The following is a 17,962-nucleotide window of genomic DNA, read 5'->3' as shown; positions in this document are numbered from 1 at the left end:
ATACAGGTGTTTTTTTGGTATAATATGACCTATGAACCCACTCGCCGAACTCGACAGTTTAGACCTCGACCCCGCTGCCAAAAGCCAAGTGGCGGGTATGATCCGGGCGTTGCTTGAGCAAACTGTACATGATGCGGAGCTGTTGCATCTCAAAGACGCGCAAATCCAAGCCAAAGACCTCAAAATCGAAGCCCTGACCCACGAGCTCGCCCATATCCGGCGTATCCGCTTCGGCGCGAAAAGCGAAACCTTGCCGCCGCTGCAACGTGACGTGTTCGAGGAAACCTTGGACACCGACCTTGCCGCCATCGAAGCGGAGGCCGAACAGCTTCAGGATGGCCAGCCCAGCGGTACAGTGGCGAAACCCAAACGTCCCCGCGCCGGACGCCAACCCTTACCTGACCATCTGCCCCGTGTCGACCACCTCCATGAGCCGGCATCCTGCACTTGCGGGCATTGCGGCAAAAACTTGGTCAAAATCGGCGAGGATGTCACCGAACAACTGGATGTCGAGCCCGCCAAATTCTTTGTCCGCCGCCATTTATGCCCTGCGGGTATATCCGTCCCCAATATGCCTGCCGCGCTTGCGAAACCGTCACGGCGGCACCGATTCCGCCGGCAGTGATTGATGGCGGCATGGCCGCCGTCGGCCTGTTGGCCTGGGTGATGGTCAGCAAATACCAAGACCACCTGCCGCTGTACCGCCTCGAACAAATCGCCGCCCGCGACAAGGTCATCCTGTCCCGGTCAACCCTGGCCGATTGGGTCGGGCGTGTCGGCGTCGCGTTGCAGCCGTTGGCGGAGCGGCTGAAATGGCACCTGTTGCAGGGCGGCGCCTTACATGCCGACGAAACCCCCGTGGCGCAGCTTGACCCCGGCAGCGGCAAAACCCGTAAGGCCTACCTGTGGGCGTACCGCAGCAACGACCTTGCGGAGGCCGGGCCCCGGCTGATCGTCTTCGACTACCAAAAAGGCCGAAGCGGCGAACATGCCCGCCAGTTTTTGGGCGTGTGGAAAGGCCACCTGATGGTTGACGGCTATGCCGGTTACAAAGCCCTGTTCACGGACACCGGCAACAGCGGCCCTTGCACCGAGCTGGCCTGTTTTGCCCATGCGCGGCGAAAGTTCTTCGACTTGCACCAAGCCAACCAGAGCCCAATGGCATGGGAAGCATTACAACGCATCAGCGTGCTTTATGCCATCGAAGCGGAAGGCAAAGCCTTGGGCATTGAGGTACGCCAACAACTGCGGGCGGCAAAAAGCCAGCCCCAACTGCGTGCCTTCCATGACTGGCTCCTGAAAACCCGTACCGTCACCGCCCCCGGCGGCGCTTCCGCCAAAGCCTTGGATTACACCTTAAAACGCTGGCCCGCCCTAGTCCGTTATGCGGAAACCGGACATCTGCCGATTGACAACAACCCCGTGGAAAACTGCATCCGGCCCATTGCGTTGGGCAAGAAAAATTGGCTGTTTGCCGGCTCCGAACGTGCCGGGCAACGTGCCGCCGCGATCCAAACCTTACTGGGCACGGCCAAGCTTAATGGCCTAAACCCGGCGGCATGGCTGAAAGAAACATTAGAAAAACTGCCCGTGTGGCCTAATAGCCGCATTGATGAATTGTTGCCTTTGACACCCGAACAAATAAAGGCGATCAAACAAACTTTACCTGAAAAGGCAACGTGGTAGGGACACGCGCTTACGGCCGACAGGCCGTCGGCGCCCTTGCGCATATCTACGGGCGACACCGCCAACCAAATCTGTGGCGGGCATGAGATCAGCCCAGGCATCGCCACAGCTCCGCCAACCAAGCCGCCGATACGCCAGGCGGCAGCTCAAGCCGGTGGCCGCCCGCGTGCCGCAGCACCAAGGGGGTCGGTGCCGCCGTATCGACTTGTACGGGAATGAAGGCCGGAGGCGGCGGTAATGCCGGTTGCACCCGACGGTATTCGCACAATCGTGCCGCAAAGGTTTTGGCGTTTAACTGCTGTTGCCGGCAATAATCCGCTTGCGGCAGGCCGCTGGCCTGCCATGCTTCAATATGCCCAATCCACTTCTTTGATAATGCCATCGTTATTCCCCATACAAAAGGGCAAGGATGACAGTTCCTATCAGGTTTGCCTAGGTGGCTGGGTTAGACGTTTACACAGCAACAGCTTCAGGCGGTTGCCCGCCCGGTTGCGGAACACGAACGCGGAACCCGCGCACGGCGTATGCCCCAACGCCTGCTGGACGATGGCCGACAGGCCGTCGGCACCCTTGCGCGACACCGCCAGCCAAATGTGCGGCGGGCATGGGATCAGCCCAGGCATCGCCACAGCTCCGCCAACCAAGCCGCCGACACGCCCGGCGGCAACTCAAGACTGTGGCCGCCCGCGTGCCGCAGCACCAAAGGCTCGGATGCCGGCACTTGGACTTGTACCGGAATGAAGGCCGGAGGCGGCAATGCCGGTTGCACCCGACGGTATTCGCACAATCGTGCCGCAAAAGTTTTGGCGTTTAACTGCTGTTGTCGGCAATAATCCGCTTGCGCCAGGCCGCCATGCTTCAATATGCCCAATCCACTTCTTTGATAATGCTATCGTCATTCCCCATACAAAAGGGCAAGGATGACAGTTCGTATCAGGTTTGCCTAGGTGGCTGGGTTAGACGTTTACCGTGGATTGATTCCCTCTCTACCCTGAGCGTTTTTTCTGGAGCAGGCGGCAAAAGATACTCGAAATCCTATGAAACAATTCTGTCGTTTGTTTAAATTCACCCAATCAGGCCAAGCTCAGCTCTTGTAAATATTTGCGACAAAACCGTCAAAATTTCTTACCAGTTTCAGCTTGCTTCGAGGTTTCTTCTCTCCGTTTGTCCCAAATTTCACCGATTCTGGTTTTTGTGTTTTGATATTCAATTATCTGTATCACTATTTCTCTTATAGAGCATCCCGATATTTCAGGGATTTCTTGCACTGTTTCCTTACCATTCTCACATCGCATTTCACGGCCTAGCTCCAATGTCAATGGCATAGTATGCATTTTGTGGAAACGCATTGATTTATTCCATGCTTTCCAACGCAAAGCATAAGGCATAAATTGTATACAAACAACATTGCTAAACGCTTCGTGAATGGTTGGTGGTAGTTTCCACTTTTGCTCTTTATTTTCTTTTTTTTCTGATAAGCCAAGTAAAGCACTATAAAATATTCCTACTATAAATAGACTATTCCAAAGCGCATAACTTATAATTTCTATTTTTGTTAAAGATGGAAGATCATTGCTAAAAACATCCTCGGATTTGCATGCGCTAGCCCAATCTGAAGAATTGAAAGGCAATAAATCAAAAACACTACGCAAATAACCTAAAGTATCAATTATGGTCTGTTCAATTTTGCCACTTATTTTTAAATATTCATCTTGGTTTGGTTGTCGCCAATTTAAATACAATTCCTCCAACTCGAATAACATGCGCTCTAGCTTTAATCGTGCAAAACCTAATTCCATGTATACTTGCCAAAGCTTTTGGTGTGACATGGTGCCGAATACGTTTTTGGCTAAATTTAGTTCTTGTTCAGCTCGGTCTATTTTTTTTAAAGATGCTCCAATCTCTTGATTTAAAAATAATTTTTGTTCTTTTTGTTCTAAACATATTTTATAGTGGCTATCGGCACTTATAGCTAATAGTTCTGCGCGTAAAATATGCACCATGCCCGCATTTACCCTATGTTCAATTTCTTTGGGTTGATGATTGGAACCGGCCAAATCCAAGTATCCATGTGCTTTTTGAAATTGCTCTTGTAAGTATAAAACCCTTGCCTTAATTGCAAAACATTCATTCCGATGAATTAATTCTTCATCTTTGGAGTCGCAAGTTTTTCGCAAAAAAAGTTCATATTTTTTGGTGTAATCCGTTAAGTTTTCTAATAAAGCTTTAATTTCTCTATTTTCTTTATAGTTAAAAAATATACGTTTATTGAAATATCCCCAAACTGTCCATTTTGCCAAAATACTTTTAGCTCCATAAGCGTATAAATCTCTGAGATTTTTTTCTGTATCAGAGGGTTCATTAGCTTCATTTTTCTTCAGGAACTCTTGCAATAACTTTAATTCGTCTTCTGTCATTACTTTATAAGTATTTTTTTCTATCATAAATCCTAGTCTGGTAATTGTTTTTTCAATATCCAGTTTTTGTTCTTTCTCGTTATTAATCTTGTTTTCAAGATATTTTTCTTCTTCTAGTATTCTTTTTAATGCTTCAATATTGTTTTGTTGCAACAAGCATCTTATTTTAGCGATTTTTTCTTCAAAGTTGTCTTCTAGGGTTTCTTTTCTAAGCCCTTCAAAATCAAAATCTAATTTTGCATACAGTGCCTTGAGCTCTAAGTTTTTTAGTAAGATTTTAAATTTAACAGCTCTTTGATCGAATGCCGAGTCATCATATTTTTCTTCTACCAGTTTACTTTCAAAAGGTTCTTTAAAGGATATTTCAGGTAAGTCACGGGTTAATATGTGTCTTGACCAAGACCAAACAATTTCAGGGACGGAATATGCTATTAGAGGCTCTACGTTACGTTTCAGCGACATATATGTCTTTTTGAATAAACTACACCTAAGTTTTAATAACCGTACTAACAAATGCTCTCTTTTAGCTTCGAGTGTTTTCGGATCAGGATCGGATATTTCTGAAAACGTTCCAATTTGCTGAGCAAAACAATAGAAAATGCTTTCGTTGTCTTTTGGACGCAACCAATCTAAGGACATTTTCTGGGATTCATGGACGACTTTGTCTTCAATATCTTTCCATTCGTCATTGCTTATCCAACAAATAATTTCAATGAGTAATGTGATCACTCTTAACGCAGAGATTCGATGGTAAAAGTATTCATAAAATGCCTGAACATCCTTTGTCGGTAAGTATACGTTAACATGGCAGTTTATGGCAGCTTGCAGATGCCAGTTGACAACAATCATACCGTCTAAAATCGCCGCCTCAGCAGAAAGGTCATCAGGGCGAGCTTTCTCAGGCCAAGCATCAACCCATTTTTGAAGATGGACATTTTGTGTTAACGCTTCATAGCATGCCTCGTGTGCTTCCCTAAACAGCCAGATACTGCCGCCTTCAAGTTGTTGTGCAACAATGCCAATCCGGTTTTGTAGGCTTATTAAATTATCGTATTCACCTATGAAGTTAGAATTATGCTTATGACTGCACTTTTTATGCGGCATGATTAATGCCAATAAATTTCGAAAATTTTGATGATAGGACTTTTCATCTTCTTCTGGTACAAAATCCTGTCCAATCGCCCATTGGCTAACCATCCCTCGTAAAACCGGCAAGGTTCTAGGCCGTCTGAAAATTGACAACCAGCATACAAAAGCAGTCAAAATTCCATCAGGATTACGATTTAATTCATCAACGGGATTACCTTCTTTTTTTGTTGCTTTAATGAATGACAATAGATCGTAAACATCTTTACTTCGCTTTAGGGCACGCATAAGATGTCCTTCTTGCGTAACTTCTTTAAGCAGCCAATTTTCGCTATAGTTTTTAGTGGCCTTGTCTGTGGGAATTTCGTTAAAAGCTTCCTTATTAAATTTGCTGTAATCACAAAAAGGCGCATCGGGATTTTTAAAGACGCTTATGTCATGTCTTTCTGCTATGTCAATAATTTTTCTAATAGCTTCTTGAGTTTCTTTATATGTTCGTTCTAATTTTTCATCTTTGTTATTTAGTGGATGCCTAATCGATGGTTTTTCAATGGTTAAAACAATGTAAGAATCGTGAATTTTTTTATCATCGTGGTTTTTATTATGATCCAGAATAAGCTTTTCAATTAAAGACGTTAAACGCTTCATTTGTTGCTTAAATGTATTATCTAACTCTTCTTCTTTATGCTTGTAATTAGGTATGCCATGATGACCTAATGGTTGACGACCGAAAGAGTCAAGTGAATCAAGCGCAAGCACAAATTTACCTCTTTTTAAAACGTCAAATATTCTGCTGGCTGCTTTATTAATAGCTTTATTAGCATTATCATCTGAAATTTCCAAGGGGATTGAAATATTGAAACCCGGTGCAAGTGAATCGATAAGTTGTATCCGAAAAAAAATTTCTGCCAATACACTTTCAAGTGTCCTATGGTTTTCAACATCTATCCAAATAATTCTATAACCTTCCGCAGCTAACGATTGCACAAAAGCGGCACCGGCTAATGTTGCCCAGCTTTTTGAAATATTTTTTTCTGTTTGACCGCTTAAATTAATTTCCTCAGATTGATCGTCGTAAAAAATCTGTATCGCTTTAAGTCGATCAACAGCATTATCATCTTCCTTCGGGAGGTTTAGGCTCAATGCAGTTAGGTAGTTGTGGCCTGGAAGGCTAGAGTATGGATTGTTAGCAGATTGATGACTATTCGCAATTTGAAAGTAAAGTTCTTGTAAAAACGTATCGGCATGTCTAATTTGACAAGCTGTGATTTTTTCACCATGGTTTATTGTTAACTCGTCGTATAAAGGACCAGGATTACTTGGACCTTGAATCCATATTAATTTAAGTTTCTTTTTTTCTTTATTCTCTTCTAAAAAATCGAGTTCTTCTGTATTTTCATTGTCAGCCTCTATAAATGCATTCAGCAATTGCATCATGCGCCGTTCAGAACCAGAAAACCCGATGACTAAGATTAACGCATTTTTAGGTAGATATTTTAGGGCGTTTTGGCGGGCATCTGTTTCTAACTGAAGTTTGAGTCGTTCACCAAGGCGTAATCCATAAGCGGAGCCATGTAATTTCAATATAGAAAATTGATGATTGACAAGGCTGTAATCTGGCAATTCGGCATCACGGTGTATGTCGAAAATTTTAGGGTTAATTCCTTCTTCATTAAAGGCACGCTCTAGAAAGGAATCAAAATTAGTGGACATCATCAAAGGAATACCCAGTTTTGCTTGCAAAAATACTAACAAGCGATGTGCTTGAGTGGGGTAGAGTCCTTGTTCAAATTCACTGAATAACTGGTCTGCTAAGGCAAAATCGCCTTCGCAAAGTTTATCTAAAAGAATCTCCCAATCACCGTACAATAGTTTAGGTTCAGGTTTGCATTCTTCAGATGATAAACTACGTTTTCGCCTACATTTCCATCGACGCCATTCTTCTTCTATACCCCTAGTTGTGCCTGAATCCCGTTGACGCTGTTCTCGGCGCAAAACCCATTGGACTATAGCCAGTAGTGAATCACGGTATTCTACTTCCAGTTCGTCATTTTCCAATTCATCGTTAAAGTTTGCCTTAAAAAAATTTTTATTTTCATCTTTATCAATCCAGTTCCACAGATCGGTATCTAAGTTCCCTAAGTTAGGCCAACCGAAATCTCGCATGTATTGACTAGGATGTTGCCTGTACTTGTTTAAAAGTTTATCTTTACCATCGCCATCAAGTTGTGGAAGCCGATCTTTGTAGACTCCAAACTCAATGGCAAAAAGAACTTTGGCCAGATAGTGTATGACCGAACCAATTGAAGGATAACCAGCCGCAACAGAAATGCCAGAACCTATAAAAGGTACAATTGGCCTATGCCTAGACTGCTCGGTAATTTCATCAATTATGTCTTTAGTGGGTTTAAAATCATAATCTTTTTGAGCAGATGCCATTTTGTACCTCTTGGTATTGATTAAGAAGGTTTTGTCGCAAATATTTGCAAAAGCTGGGGCCGGCCTGATTGGTTCTGTCGCAAACTTTCTAATTTTGGGGGATAATCCGCCAATTTTTGTTGCCAGACTATGAAGATCAGCTTTAAAGGTGCCCACTATCCGAAAGACGTTATCCTGCACGCGGTTTTCTTCTATGTCCGGTATGGCGTTTCCTACCGCGACCTGGAAGAAATTTTGGCGGAGCGCGGTGTCGCCGTGGATCATGCGACCCTGAACCGCTGGGTTGTCCGCTATTCGCCACTGATCGCTTTGGCGGCAAAAAGCCGCAAACGGACGGTTGCCGGCTCTTGGCGTATGGACGAGACGTATATCAAAATCAAAGGCGAATGGGTTTACCTGTACCGCGCGGTCGACAAGTTTGGCGACACCGTTGACTTTATGCTGTCCGAACGCCGTGACGAAGCGGCGGCCACCGCCTTCTTCAAGCAAGCCATTGATGGCAGTGGCCTGCCAGAAAAAGTGGTCATGGACAAAAGCGGTGCCAACCTGGCCGGATTGGAAAACATCAACGCCTTGCTGGTGCTGGAAGGCCTGCTTTGCCTGATGGTCGACATTTGCCAAGTCAAATACCTCAATAACCGGGTGGAACAAGATCACCGGTTCATCAAAAAGATAACCGGGCCAATGTTGGGGTTCAAAGCCTTCCATTCCGCGCAGGCGACCCTCGACGGGATAGAAACCGCCCACATGATCCGCAAGGGGCAACTCGCCGGGAAGACACTTCCCGCTTACCAGCAATTTATCAATTTGGCAGGCTAGTTTTGCCCGCCAATCAGGCCGGGCTCGGCTCTTGTAAATATTTGCGACAGAACCCGGGTAAGCCAATCGAAATTATAAAAACTCACTTTGCTTACGCTTGATTCAATCAAAATGAATCTTTTAGCAGAGCGTAGCAAAAGATTTGCGCAAATACTATTAAGGATTACCAAAAAAATAGTGGACTTTTTCACAATATCCTATTTTTACTTACATGTCATTGATTATTAACATGATAGTTTTCGAATTACCAATCCTATTATTCTCTGCCATATGCAATTTTAGGTAGAATCACGCTAAATTAGATAAAAAACCGCCATAACCCATACCGATGACCGGGGATGCTTTATCTATTTTTGTGGGTGACGTTGGGGTAACGAAGATGATTATGTGCACATTTCACGTCTTTTCCGCCGCTGCGAGACAGGAGTCGAGTAGTCCCCAGAAGCGATAGTGCCTGAGTTTTCACGAAGCGAAGCGGAAGTGAAAATGCAGGCTATACGAAATCGCGTCTAGTCATTGGAGAGCATGTGAGCCACCCCTTGTTGGGTGGCGAGCGAGTGACCAGGACGGCTGGGGCAGCCGAAGGCATAAGCGGTCGCGTGATTTTTGCTGATTGACCGGCAAGGATGCCGAAGCAATCTTTCGCAAAAATAGCGACTCCCCTTCTTGTGGAAAGTAGCGTTCCTACAGCTGACTGCCGATATTCTGGTTGGCTTCATTTCGCCATGAAATTACCCGACAACAGGCCAAGAAACTACCCGGGCTTCAAGACCCCTTACAAATCCACCTTGTTTATCCAAGCAAATCATGTTAATTTGCCCTATAAAGAGGCCATAATAGCCTATTATGATCCATATAAGGATTAATTAACCGCCATGCCAAAATCCATCACCCGCACCTATTCCCGCCACAGCCGCGAGGCGGCCACCCTGTTGGCGGGGCTGATCCGCACGGCACGCAAGGAGCGCAAGCTCACCGTCCAAGACGTCGCCGACCGCGCCGGCATATCCCGAGGGCTGTTACAGCGGATCGAAAAGGGCGACATGAAGTGCGAGGTCGGCGTCGTCTTTGAGGTCGCCGCCATTGTGGGGATCCGGTTGTTTGACGCCGACGGCCCCGCCCTGGCCCAGCAGCTGCGCCAAACCGAGGCCAAACTGGTGCTGTTGCCCAAATCCGTACGGAAACCGACCCAGGTGGCCGATGATGCGTTCTGAACCGGCGAGGGAGGCCTTCGTCTGGATTTGGCTGCCGGGCGCGACCGAACCGGTCGTCGCGGGCAAGCTGGAGGGCGGCGGCGGCACAATACACTTCAATTACGGCCAAAGCTATCTGGAACGCGTCAAGGACAGCACCCCGGCCATCGCCATTTACGAACCGGAATTGCCTTTAAGACGGGGGGTCTTGCCTTTAGTGGACGGGCTGAGCATGCCCGGCTGCATCCGTGATGCCGCCCCAGATGCGTGGGGGCGGCGGGTGATCATCAACAAAAAATGGGGCTTGAAAGGCACCGATGCGGATACCGCCGTGCTGGACGAGCTGACCTATCTGCTGGAATCGGGCTCCGACCGCATCGGCGCCCTGGATTTTCAGCGGTCACCCTCAGAATATAGCCCCCGCGCCTACACTAACGCTAGCATAGAGGAGCTCTTGGAAGCGGCGGAACGTGTGGAAAAAGGCCTGCCGCTTTCGCCGGAACTCGGCCTGGCCCTGTTTCACGGCAGTTCCATTGGCGGGGCACGCCCCAAAGCCCTGGTCGAAGACCAAGGCAAAAAATACATCGCCAAATTTTCTTCCGGCACCGACCTGTACAGCGTCGTCAAGGCGGAATTCGTTGCCATGCGCTTGGCGGCCTTGGCGGGGCTGGAGGTGGCCGCCGTCCGGCTGGGGCAAGCCGCCCATAAGGACGTTTTGCTGGTCGAGCGGTTTGACCGCGAAAAAACTGCGGCGGGGTGGTCGCGCAAGGCGATGGTGTCGGCGTTGACCCTGTTCGGGCTGGATGAGCTGGCGGCGCGTTATGCCAGTTACGAAGAGCTGGCGGCGATCATCCGGCACCGCTTCGCCCACCCCAAAAACACGCTCAGGGAGCTGTTCTCCCGCCTGGTGTTCAATGTCCTGTGCGGCAACACCGACGACCACGCCCGCAACCATGCGGCCTTTTGGGACGGCCAAACGCTCAGGCTGACCCCGGCGTATGACATCTGCCCGCAGGCCCGCACCGGTTATGAGGCCTCCCAGGCGATGCGGATCACCGGCGCCGACAATCTCAGCCAGCTCGCCACCTGCCTGGCGGCGGCGCACCATTTCTTGCTCGGCAAGGACGAGGCGCATGCCATTATTGACCGGGTGGCTGCGGCCATCGAAACGCACTGGGACGGGGTGTGCGCCGAAGCCCGGCTGTCCGAAACCGACAAGAACCTGCTCTGGGGCAGGCAATTTTTCAACCCCTTTTCCATTATAGGCCGTTAAGGGCGCCGGCATCCTGAAGGCGGGGTTTGGGGCGGCCCAAAGCCATTTATTCTACCCTACACCCCTACCTCTACAAAAACGCCCAACACCCGGCGGTCCGGTGAATAATTTTTTCAGCCTAAGGCCGTTAAATTTCACTAATAGGTCATGCCGGTATAGATAATCCCCATAATCTATACAGGAAGCCGTGGGTATCCTGCCGGTTTTTCCGGCCGTCCGTTAAACTAAAAGTGTCACCGGAATTAAACATGTCTTGTAAACACGGCGGACGCGGAGGCCGCCGCCACACGGGCGGCGGCGGGTTGGCGGGTGCGGGGCGGACCCTTAAGCACATTTCTTAAACCGTCATTTCAACCCGCGTTTTTTTTTACGCTTTTAATTTAAATGCGTTAAAGTAAACGTGTAAACAGGCGGCCCTATCCGCCTGTTTTGTAGGGCATCGGTTATTTACACTTTTACTTTTAGCTTAATGAACGGGCAAGGCATTAGTGCTGGAGCTCAATTCACATCAGTAATGGCGGGGATAGGACAAGTGATGATGATTTTCAATTCTTTGGGTTCATTTTCTGCTGGAAATTTGCGCAAAGACATGTTTGATGCCCTTATGGCTTTATTGGCAACTGTCATTTCAGGAGGGGTTGGATTATTTGCACCTAGTGAAGTTATACAAAATTGCACTGACTCATGAATATTAATATATACGTTTTTATGGTTTTTAGTGCCATAGGAATATTTTCAATTGGAATTGCTTATATTTATTGTGATAAGTTATCAAGATCTCAACTTATTTTCCTCTTATATGGAGGAATCATTGCGATGCTGGCGATTATAACGATATATATTTTGTGTTTATTTGGATTCACCCGATGATAAAACCTGCCGAAGCCTTTAAAAACTGGGTGGGTGGCTTCACCGACTTCAACGTCACCATAGGCTTTGCCGCCAACGGCAGCATTCCCGTCACCGCCGTCACCAGCGCGGGTAAAATCAGTTGAGTGATAATTGATGTTTCCATTCGCGCATTTTATCAAAAGACCTTGAAACCCATAGAGAGCTTTGAATTTTTTAGTTGGGGTATCACTAAAGTTACACAGTAACCTTCTTATTTGCCAACCAATGGCTAGATTTCGGGACTAATGCCCTGTGCCGCCGCAACAACTGCTTGCCCTAAGGCTAAGCCGCCATCGTTTAGGGGATAGGCTTGTGGTAACAGCACGGTTTTGCCGTGCTTGTGCAATTGCCCGGTCACCGCCTCCAAAAGCAGGCGGTTTTGAAACACCCCGCCGCTCAGCACGATGCGGTCAACACCTGTTTGGGTACTGAGTTGGCACAGTACCCTGACGGTCACGTCAGCCAAGCTGTGATGGATACGCGCGGCAATCCGGGCTTTATCGGCCCCGCGCTTTAAGTCATCTAACACCGCTTGGCATAAGCCTTGGCAACTTAACACCGCCATGCCGTTATCCTCGGCTATCACCCAAGCCGCCGGGTAAGCCTGTTCGTCAGCAAACGGCGGGGTTGCCAACTTTTCCAAGGCTATCGCGGCTTGGCCTTCGTAGCTGATTCGACCGCTATGCAGGCCAAGCAGGGCGGCGTAAGCATCAAACCAACGTCCACAAGAACTGCTTAGTGGGGAATTGAGCTGTTTGCTGACCATGGTCGCCAAGGTCTCCAAGGGTTTGCTGGCCAATAAGCGGATAATCTCCAACTCACCATAGGTTTGTTGCAAGTACGGCCAGGTAAAATAATGCAGCAAGTGCGCGTAGGCGTTGCGCCAAGGTTCGCGCATGGCTTGGGCGCCGCCCGGCAAGGCCATTGGCTGCAAATGGCCGAGGCGGGTGTAGTGGCGGTAATCGCCTAACAGAAACTCGCCGCCCCATAAGCCGCCGTCATCGCCCAGCCCTAAACCGTCAAATAAAGCCGCCAACACGGGCGGGGCATCTAAGGCCACCCCCTGTTCGGCCAAACACGCCGCCAGATGGGCGTGATGGTGCTGCACGGGTATGACGGTTGCGCCGTAAGTATCGGCCAGTGCATAACCGTATTGCGTCGATAAATAGCCGGGGTGGCGATCAACGGCAATAACGCGGGGCTTAAAGCCATACAGCTTGCCGTAGTCCTCCAGCAGGTGGCGGTACTCTTGCTGGACGGCGGCGTTTTCCAGATCGCCGATGTGCTGGCTGACAATGGCCGTGCCATTGCTCAATAAACAAAAACTGTTCTTCAATTCCGCGCCCATTGCCAGAATGGCGTTTGCCTCCCCGAAACCGGGCGGCAAGGCCAACACCTCCGGGCTGTAGCCCCGCGCCCGACGTAACACGCGGGCTTCGCCGGCCATTACCCGCAGCACCGAATCGTCCAGACGATTGACGATGACACGGTTGTGCAGCAGCAGATAGTCGGCGATAGCGGTCAAGTTTGCGCGGGCTTGCGTGTTGTCTGTGCAGGTCGGTTCGTCACTGAGATTACCCGAAGTCAACACGATAGGGGCGGCCAAATCCTGCATTAACAGCGTGTGCAGCGGCGTGTAAGGCAACATGAAACCGAGTTTGTCATCATCAGGCGCAACGCCTGGCGCAAGCGTTGCGCCGTGTGCAGCCAGCAAGACAATCGGCGCGGCTTTATCGTGCAGTAAGCAGGCTTCTTGCGCATTGACCTGCGCATACCGCGACACCATCCCGATATGCTTAGCCATTAAGGCGAACGGTTTGGCATCGCGCCGCTTTGCTGCCCGCAAGCGGCTGACGGCGGCGGCATCGGCGGCATTGCAGGCCAAATGGAAACCACCCACCCCTTTAATGGCAAGGATATGGCCTTGCCGGAGCAGTTCGGCGGCTAGGCTGAGCGGGTCAGTGCCCGCCAAGCGTTGACCGTGCTTATCCTCCAGCCATAGCGTAGGGCCGCAGTCCGGGCAACAATTGGCTTGGGCATGAAAGCGGCGGTCGTTGGGGTCTTGATATTCCTGTTGGCAGTGCCTACACATAACAAAGTCGGCCATACTGGTGTGACCGCGGTCGTAAGGCATTGCCCTGATGATGGACAACCGCGGCCCGCAGTGGGTGCAATGGGTGAACGGATAACGGTAGCGGCGGTTGTCAGGGTCGGCAATATCAGCCAAACAATCGCTACAAGTGGCGGCATCAGCGGCGATAGGGGTTTGCGCCCCGCCGTCTTGGCTGGCGGCAATGCGGAAGCTATCAGGAGCGGGCAAGCCAGCCAAGGTTTGCACGTCCAGACTGTCCAGCCGTGCCAAGGGCGGGATATGCAGCGGTATTTGCCGGATGAAGGCGGCCAAATTTTCGGCGCTGCCGAAGGCATGGACCATCACCCCTTGCCCATCGTTCCACACTTCGCCGCCTAATCGGTGTTGCCTGGCTAGCCGCCAAATCATCGGCCTAAAGCCGACCCCTTGAACCAGCCCGCGTATCCGTATCGCCTTACCCGGCATTAACAGATACGCGGCAATTGCTCGCCCACCGGCCAATCGACAATGCGCTTGCCGCCAAAAGCGGTGCGCATCTGCACAAAACCGTGGGCATCGGCGACCACTTCGCCAATAATGGCGGCATCACGCCCCAAGGGATGTTCCCGCATGACCGCCAATAAACGTTCGGCAGCGGCGGCGGGGCAAATACAGACCAGCTTGCCTTCATTGGCAACATACAGCGGGTCTAGGCCGAGGATTTCACAAGCGGCTTGCACTTCAGGCCTGATCGGTATTTGGGTTTCGTCGATGAGCATCCCGACCCCCGACTGCTGCGCCAATTCGTTTAATGCCGTCGCCAAACCGCCCCGGGTCGGGTCACGCAAACAGAAAATATCGGCAGGCGCGGCGGCGACCATTGCCGCCACCAAACCATTGAGCGCGGCGGAATCGGAAAGGATGCGGGTGGCAAATTGCAGGTTTTCCCGCCCGGCCATAATGGCGACACCGTGGTCGCCTATCGGCCCGCTCAGTAATACCGCACAGCCCGGTTGGGCGCGGTGGCCGGCAATATTGACACCCTCCGGGACGATGCCGACCCCAGTGGTGGTGATGAACACGCCGTCACCCTTGCCGCGTTCGACGACTTTGGTGTCGCCCGTGACAATAGGCGTACCTGCGCTTTGGGCGGCAGCGGCCATACTGATGACGATGCGCTCCAAATCCGCCAGCGGCAAACCTTCTTCGAGGATAAAGCCCGCCGCCAAATACAGCGGCTGCGCACCCGACATCGCCACATCATTGACCGTACCATGCACCGCCAGCGAACCGATGTCGCCGCCCGGAAAAAACAACGGCGAAATCACATGGCCGTCGGTGCTGATCGCCAGCCGCCCGGCGGGTAGGCTGAGTAAGGCTTGGTCGTTGCGTTGGCGCAGCCAGTCGTTATCAAAATGTTTGATGAACAATTCGTCAATCAGTTGGGCCATTGCCCGCCCGCCACCGCCGTGGCTTAAATCGACTTTGCCCGTGCTTAGGTTGAGGCGTGAGGTGTAGGTTTTTTTCATTATCAAGGAATTTTTGTCATCTTACTTAACCCCAGACGGCAGCGTCATGGGGACAATAATGGCATTCTGCCCCGCACCGCCACCCGCACTGACCACTTGCGGGGCTTGCCCGTCCCATTGCAGTTGGGCTTGGGCTTGCAAATAACGGATATACAATTCGGGGTTATTATTAAACGCGGCAATTTCCAGTTTCAGGCGGGCGGCTTGCCCTTCACCATCCAACTGTTGCTTGGTCTTATTGGCTTCCGCTTCAATCACCACCGATCTGGCGGCCCCGGTTGCGGCTTCAATAGCGGAATCTGCCGCGCCTTTGGCAGCGATCACTTTTTGTTGCGCTTTCGCGGTTTCCACCACTTGCTTGTTTTGTTCCGCCACCGCATCGTTTTTCGCCTTCACGGCATTTTCGTTCGACTGCACAAACGCAGGCGAATAGACAATCTGGGCAATTTGCAGGCTATGCGGCTGGAGGCCAAACAGTTCGACGACGGCGCTAAAAACAATCGTGGTGACTTCTTCCTGTATGGCTTCGCGGTTTTGGGAAATGGTCGTGGTGTTCTTTTTGTTAAATACCCGTCCGGCACGGTCTTTAACAATGGGGATAATGCTGTCGGCAATATCGACATCACCCGTTTTGCCGACCTCATAAAGCAAGTGGTTGACCTTGTCTTTAGGGATGGTGAAATTGAAATTCATATCTAAGGTGATCTTTTGATTGTCAATCGTGTTGACATCAAAAGGCGGGATATGCAGCGTGGTCAGGCTCACCTGCACTTTATCGACCGTATCAATAAACGGGATTTTAAAATGCGGCCCAGGCTTAATCGGCTGTTCATAAACGACATTGCCTAAGCGGCGGACATTGGCCATTTCTGAGGGGTCAACCGTATACACGGTGTTATAGACCAGCAAAAGGACTGCCAAGCCGTAACCTAGCCATGATTTGAATTGACTGGTTGAAGTCTCGGCAATATTCGACATGAGCATTTTCATAGTCCTACTTCTTAATGGTTCTTATAACTCGATCATCAAGTTTTTAATATTAGAATAAGCAACTTAGCCACTAAATATTGGATTAGTATTTTAATTAAGTAAAAACAACAAGTTGCAATGGAATCCGTCCCCCTCCCCTGCGAAGGGTGTATGGACTGGAGACATAGGTAACACATGTTCGGGGACATGGGTAACACTTTAGAATGCGTGAATTTTAACCTACCGGAAAAAGTTCATGCCTTGGAAAGAGGTCACCCTAATGTCAGCCCGAAAAGAATTTGTCCTATTGGCCTGCCAAGAAGGGGCGAACATCCGCGCCTTGTGCCGACAATTCGAGCCTAAAGCACGAGCAATTGAACTACGAAAGGTTCAAGACAAAAGAAGCCGCAAAACTAAGCATTATTGATTATTTCGCTTTTTATAACGGCAGACGTTCGCATTCGACATTGGGCTATAAAACCCCTTTGGAATTTGAGCGGGAATTTTACAGCAAGGTTGCCTAAGAAAGTGTCCGGTTTTTGTTGACCATTACAAAGTGCCCAGATTAAGTTTTGGGCAATTTATCGTTTCGGCGGCAATTGAGTTAAAAAATGGCGATGTTTTCCCAGGGGTTGCCGAAGTCACTGTGGCAGGTGATGAAGTGAACGTTCTGCCAGTCAATGTCTTTATGCTTGACCGTCTGTTAACGATTCCCGGCATGGATACCAACCGGTTGCTGACCCGATACACACAAACGGTAGAAAACTATCCGATTGCGTGGACGCTTAATGTTTTGATCGATAAAGAAAATGCTAAGCGTTCGGCTCCTATTCCAGATGCTGATATGAAAGACATGCAGGCGGTTATGGAGATGATGAACGCGTTGCTGTTGCTAAAAAAGGGGCGTTTAAGTTAACTCAGTATTTTGCTGCTTTAATAGGGCGATTTAATGCGGCTTGGCTTGGGAGCGCGGGCATCTTGCCCGCAAAAGCCGACAAGATACCTGCATCTCTAAAGCGCTGACTGGCTTGTCAGTCGGGGTTATAGCCCATAGCAAAGTATTCACTACCCAAGGCGTAACCGGGTAACTATAATCTTAGGCTTCATCTGCCCTTTTTTAGGTATTGCCCAATGAAACGCTTCCTTATCTTATTTTTGCTGCTAATGGTTGCGGCTTGTTCTAATAAACCCGGCGACAGTGAAATACAAAGCCAAGTGCTGCCTTTACTCGCCACCGCCAGCACCAAAGACATTGCCGACATTAAAAACCTGCGCAAAACCAACGGCTATGAAACCGACGGCAACACCTATACCATTGATATTGCTTACGACTTGGTGTTTAAGGTCAATTATGCCGATTTGGCGAAAACATCTATGCCCAAAGACACCCCCGACGGCCTGATCGAAGGCCTGCAAAGCGTGATTACGGGCTTTAATTTGTTGGGGCTAAACGTCACCTACGGCAACTTTAAGGCGGGTGACCGCTTCGTCAAACAAGACCACCTGACCTTTATCAAAACCGAAAACGGCTGGATGCTGACAGAGCCGCCGGAATCGCCTTTGTAAAGGCTGTTATTGGCAAGGGTTTA

Annotated in this window: 16 protein-coding genes and 1 pseudogene; 10 read left to right on the top strand and 7 right to left on the bottom strand. The window is 49.5% G+C overall.

Going from position 1 to position 17,962, the window contains the following annotated elements; all coding sequences use genetic code 11:
- The first annotated feature begins 31 nt into the window (after positions 1-31).
- Positions 32-1,686, top strand: a pseudogene (tnpC, locus tag CEK71_RS09890) (IS66 family transposase).
- Between the two features lie 88 nt (positions 1,687-1,774).
- Here tnpC and tnpA (CEK71_RS09880) read toward each other — a convergent pair.
- The 4 genes from tnpA (CEK71_RS09880) to CEK71_RS09865 all read right to left on the bottom strand — a co-directional run bounded on the left by tnpA (CEK71_RS09880) (position 1,775) and on the right by CEK71_RS09865 (position 7,784).
- Positions 1,775-2,068: an IS66 family insertion sequence element accessory protein TnpA gene (gene tnpA, locus CEK71_RS09880; protein ID WP_088619234.1), complete on the bottom strand. Its 294-nt coding sequence runs from the start codon at positions 2,066-2,068 to the stop codon at positions 1,775-1,777.
- Positions 2,069-2,108: 40 nt separating this feature from the next.
- Entirely contained in the window at positions 2,109-2,309 is a 201-nt protein-coding gene (gene tnpB / locus CEK71_RS09875; RefSeq protein ID WP_157679621.1) for an IS66 family insertion sequence element accessory protein TnpB, read from the bottom strand.
- Positions 2,297-2,557, bottom strand: a complete 261-nt coding sequence (gene tnpA, locus CEK71_RS09870) for an IS66 family insertion sequence element accessory protein TnpA (RefSeq protein WP_232463797.1) — start codon at positions 2,555-2,557, stop codon at positions 2,297-2,299. The genes tnpB and tnpA (CEK71_RS09870) overlap by 13 nt, the downstream gene beginning before the upstream one ends.
- Positions 2,558-2,801: 244 nt before the next feature.
- A complete protein-coding gene (locus CEK71_RS09865) occupies positions 2,802-7,784 on the bottom strand; it encodes an SIR2 family protein (RefSeq protein ID WP_198328539.1) in 4,983 nt (1,660 codons plus the stop codon).
- On the opposite strand from CEK71_RS09865, the gene CEK71_RS09860 reads away from it, so the two are divergent.
- From CEK71_RS09860 to CEK71_RS23920, 5 genes are all read left to right on the top strand, one after another.
- Positions 7,758-8,447 carry an IS6 family transposase gene (locus CEK71_RS09860; RefSeq protein WP_088619232.1) on the top strand — a complete coding sequence of 230 codons (690 nt, stop codon included), beginning with the start codon at positions 7,758-7,760 and terminating at the stop codon, positions 8,445-8,447. The two genes, CEK71_RS09865 and CEK71_RS09860, sit on opposite strands and share 27 nt — an antisense overlap.
- Positions 8,448-9,322: 875 nt before the next feature.
- Positions 9,323-9,661, top strand: coding sequence for a helix-turn-helix transcriptional regulator (locus CEK71_RS09855; RefSeq protein ID WP_088619231.1), 339 nt, complete (start codon positions 9,323-9,325; stop codon positions 9,659-9,661).
- Positions 9,648-10,913: a type II toxin-antitoxin system HipA family toxin gene (locus tag CEK71_RS09850; RefSeq protein ID WP_198328537.1), complete on the top strand. Its 1,266-nt coding sequence runs from the start codon at positions 9,648-9,650 to the stop codon at positions 10,911-10,913. Before CEK71_RS09855 ends, CEK71_RS09850 begins: the two co-directional genes overlap by 14 nt.
- A 535-nt stretch (positions 10,914-11,448) precedes the next feature.
- Complete coding sequence (locus CEK71_RS22525; protein WP_198328534.1) at positions 11,449-11,601, top strand: hypothetical protein; 153 nt, start codon at positions 11,449-11,451, stop codon at positions 11,599-11,601.
- A gap of 178 nt (positions 11,602-11,779) precedes the next feature.
- On the top strand, positions 11,780-11,908 hold the full coding sequence (locus tag CEK71_RS23920; protein ID WP_269766616.1) for a hypothetical protein: 129 nt from the start codon (positions 11,780-11,782) through the stop codon (positions 11,906-11,908).
- A 125-nt stretch (positions 11,909-12,033) separates the two neighbouring features.
- Here the strand turns inward: CEK71_RS23920 and hypF are convergent, their stop codons facing one another.
- From hypF to CEK71_RS09835, 3 genes are read right to left on the bottom strand one after another with little or no spacing between them, the layout of a single operon-like run.
- The gene (gene hypF, locus CEK71_RS09845) at positions 12,034-14,397 is read right to left on the bottom strand and encodes a carbamoyltransferase HypF (protein ID WP_332455535.1); all 2,364 of its coding nucleotides are present in this window, start codon (positions 14,395-14,397) and stop codon (positions 12,034-12,036) included.
- Complete coding sequence (gene hypE / locus CEK71_RS09840; RefSeq protein ID WP_088619228.1) at positions 14,361-15,404, bottom strand: hydrogenase expression/formation protein HypE; 1,044 nt, start codon at positions 15,402-15,404, stop codon at positions 14,361-14,363. Before hypE ends, hypF begins: the two co-directional genes overlap by 37 nt.
- A 21-nt stretch (positions 15,405-15,425) precedes the next feature.
- A complete protein-coding gene (locus tag CEK71_RS09835) occupies positions 15,426-16,394 on the bottom strand; it encodes an SPFH domain-containing protein (protein ID WP_088619227.1) in 969 nt (322 codons plus the stop codon).
- A gap of 259 nt (positions 16,395-16,653) precedes the next feature.
- Between CEK71_RS09835 and CEK71_RS23150 the strand changes: the two genes are divergently transcribed.
- The 4 genes from CEK71_RS23150 (at position 16,654) to CEK71_RS09820 (ending at position 17,939) form a co-directional block, all read left to right on the top strand.
- Complete coding sequence (locus tag CEK71_RS23150; RefSeq protein WP_198328626.1) at positions 16,654-16,800, top strand: hypothetical protein; 147 nt, start codon at positions 16,654-16,656, stop codon at positions 16,798-16,800.
- Entirely contained in the window at positions 16,748-16,897 is a 150-nt protein-coding gene (locus tag CEK71_RS24145) for an IS3 family transposase (RefSeq protein ID WP_088618104.1), read from the top strand. The genes CEK71_RS23150 and CEK71_RS24145 overlap by 53 nt, the downstream gene beginning before the upstream one ends.
- Before the next feature lie 32 nt (positions 16,898-16,929).
- Positions 16,930-17,289 carry a hypothetical protein gene (locus CEK71_RS09825; protein ID WP_088619225.1) on the top strand — a complete coding sequence of 120 codons (360 nt, stop codon included), beginning with the start codon at positions 16,930-16,932 and terminating at the stop codon, positions 17,287-17,289.
- Positions 17,290-17,504: 215 nt separating this feature from the next.
- Positions 17,505-17,939 (top strand): hypothetical protein, encoded by a 435-nt coding sequence (locus CEK71_RS09820; protein ID WP_088619224.1) that lies wholly within the window; start codon positions 17,505-17,507, stop codon positions 17,937-17,939.
- Positions 17,940-17,962 lie beyond the last annotated feature (23 nt).

The sequence above is a fragment of the Methylovulum psychrotolerans genome, from assembly GCF_002209385.1.
GTDB classification, from domain to species: domain Bacteria; phylum Pseudomonadota; class Gammaproteobacteria; order Methylococcales; family Methylomonadaceae; genus Methylovulum; species Methylovulum psychrotolerans.
Note: the sequence above shows the minus strand (reverse complement) of the source record. Positions and strands in the feature narration are given on the sequence as shown.

Coding starts and splice junctions, on each gene's coding strand:
- tnpA (WP_088619234.1), bottom strand. CDS start 2,068: ATGGCATTATCAAAGAAGTGGATTGGGCATATTGAAGCATGGCAGGCC.
- tnpB (WP_157679621.1), bottom strand. CDS start 2,309: ATGCCTGGGCTGATCCCATGCCCGCCGCACATTTGGCTGGCGGTGTCG.
- CEK71_RS09860 (WP_088619232.1), top strand. CDS start 7,758: ATGAAGATCAGCTTTAAAGGTGCCCACTATCCGAAAGACGTTATCCTG.
- CEK71_RS09855 (WP_088619231.1), top strand. CDS start 9,323: ATGCCAAAATCCATCACCCGCACCTATTCCCGCCACAGCCGCGAGGCG.
- CEK71_RS09850 (WP_198328537.1), top strand. CDS start 9,648: ATGATGCGTTCTGAACCGGCGAGGGAGGCCTTCGTCTGGATTTGGCTG.
- CEK71_RS22525 (WP_198328534.1), top strand. CDS start 11,449: ATGATGATTTTCAATTCTTTGGGTTCATTTTCTGCTGGAAATTTGCGC.
- CEK71_RS23920 (WP_269766616.1), top strand. CDS start 11,780: ATGATAAAACCTGCCGAAGCCTTTAAAAACTGGGTGGGTGGCTTCACC.
- hypE (WP_088619228.1), bottom strand. CDS start 15,404: ATGAAAAAAACCTACACCTCACGCCTCAACCTAAGCACGGGCAAAGTC.
- CEK71_RS09835 (WP_088619227.1), bottom strand. CDS start 16,394: ATGAAAATGCTCATGTCGAATATTGCCGAGACTTCAACCAGTCAATTC.
- CEK71_RS23150 (WP_198328626.1), top strand. CDS start 16,654: ATGTCAGCCCGAAAAGAATTTGTCCTATTGGCCTGCCAAGAAGGGGCG.
- CEK71_RS09820 (WP_088619224.1), top strand. CDS start 17,505: ATGAAACGCTTCCTTATCTTATTTTTGCTGCTAATGGTTGCGGCTTGT.